The sequence below is a fragment of the Vibrio sp. Vb1337 genome (genome assembly GCF_033338715.1).
Lineage (GTDB): Bacteria > Pseudomonadota > Gammaproteobacteria > Enterobacterales > Vibrionaceae > Vibrio > Vibrio alginolyticus.
The window spans coordinates 1-1,232 of sequence record NZ_JAWOTD010000152.1 but is presented as its reverse complement, the minus strand read 5'-3'; the positions used below and the strand labels follow the sequence as shown (position 1 = coordinate 1,232).

Genomic DNA, 1,232 nt, shown 5'->3' with positions numbered 1-1,232 from the left:
GCTTTATTTGGCAAAGACCAGTTTAACAATAGCCAGAACAACAGTTTTGGTAGCAGCAGCGACAGCTTTGTTCCGGTCGACCAAGCGTTCCCATTTAACTTCTACTAACAAGACGACAAGTTGATGCTCGATTGGCAGGTACGTGACGGCTACTATCTGTATCAAGAGCGCTTGTCTGTGTCTGGTGAAAACATCTCTCTTGGCGAACTGCAAATGGAAAACGGCACGCCACATAAAGATGAATTTTTCGGTGATGTGCATATCTACACCACGCCTTTATTTGTGAATGTACCGCTTGATGAGTGGCAAGAAGGCGCGCGCGTAATCGTGCAATATCAAGGCTGTGCGAAGGCTGGATTCTGCTACCCGCCAGAAACTCGCATCATTCCAATAGACGCTTTTACGGCTTCCATTGCTGATTCCGCAGTCGCAACAAAACCAACTCAATCGACAGCAAACAACAACCAAACAAGCGCGACATCACCAACGGCGAGCACGTCAGTGTCATCAAACAACACTCCAGCACCAGTCACTGAGCAAGACAGCCTCGCGGCGAACCTTGCTGACAATTGGTGGACTCCGCTGCTGTTTTTAGCTCTTGGTGTAGGCTTAGCGTTTACGCCATGCGTTCTGCCAATGTACCCAATTTTGACCAGCATCGTACTTGGTAGTGGGAAGCTAAGCCAACGCCGCGCTCTGGGTTTATCCCTAGTTTACGTGCAAGGCATGGCGCTAACTTACACTCTTCTCGGCTTAGTGGTGGCATCAGCAGGCATGCAGTTCCAAGCGGCGATGCAACACCCATATGTGTTGATTGGTTTGAGTATCTTATTCGTCACGTTGGCACTCTCCATGTTTGGTGTGTACACCCTGCAATTGCCAAGCAGTGTACAAACGTGGCTAAACAACCTGAGCAACAAACAGCAAGGCGGCAGCAGCGCAGGCGTATTCGCGATGGGTGCGATCTCAGGTCTGGTGTGCTCACCGTGTACCACGGCACCTCTGTCGGGCGCACTACTCTACGTTGCACAAAGTGGTGACTTGCTGACTGGTGGTATTGCGCTTTACGCACTGGCGATGGGTATGGGTATTCCGCTGATTCTCGTAGCGGTATTTGGCAACAAATTGCTGCCAAAAGCCGGCGGTTGGATGGACCGCGTGAAGACATTATTTGGTTTCATTCTGCTGGCAGCTCCAATCTTCTTGCTTGAGCGCATCTTGCCAGAAATATG

Annotated in this window: 1 pseudogene; it reads left to right on the top strand. The window is 50.3% G+C overall.

What is annotated here, in order from left to right:
• Positions 1 to 1,232: pseudogene (locus R7E42_RS24645) on the top strand (protein-disulfide reductase DsbD); the annotation flags it as partial.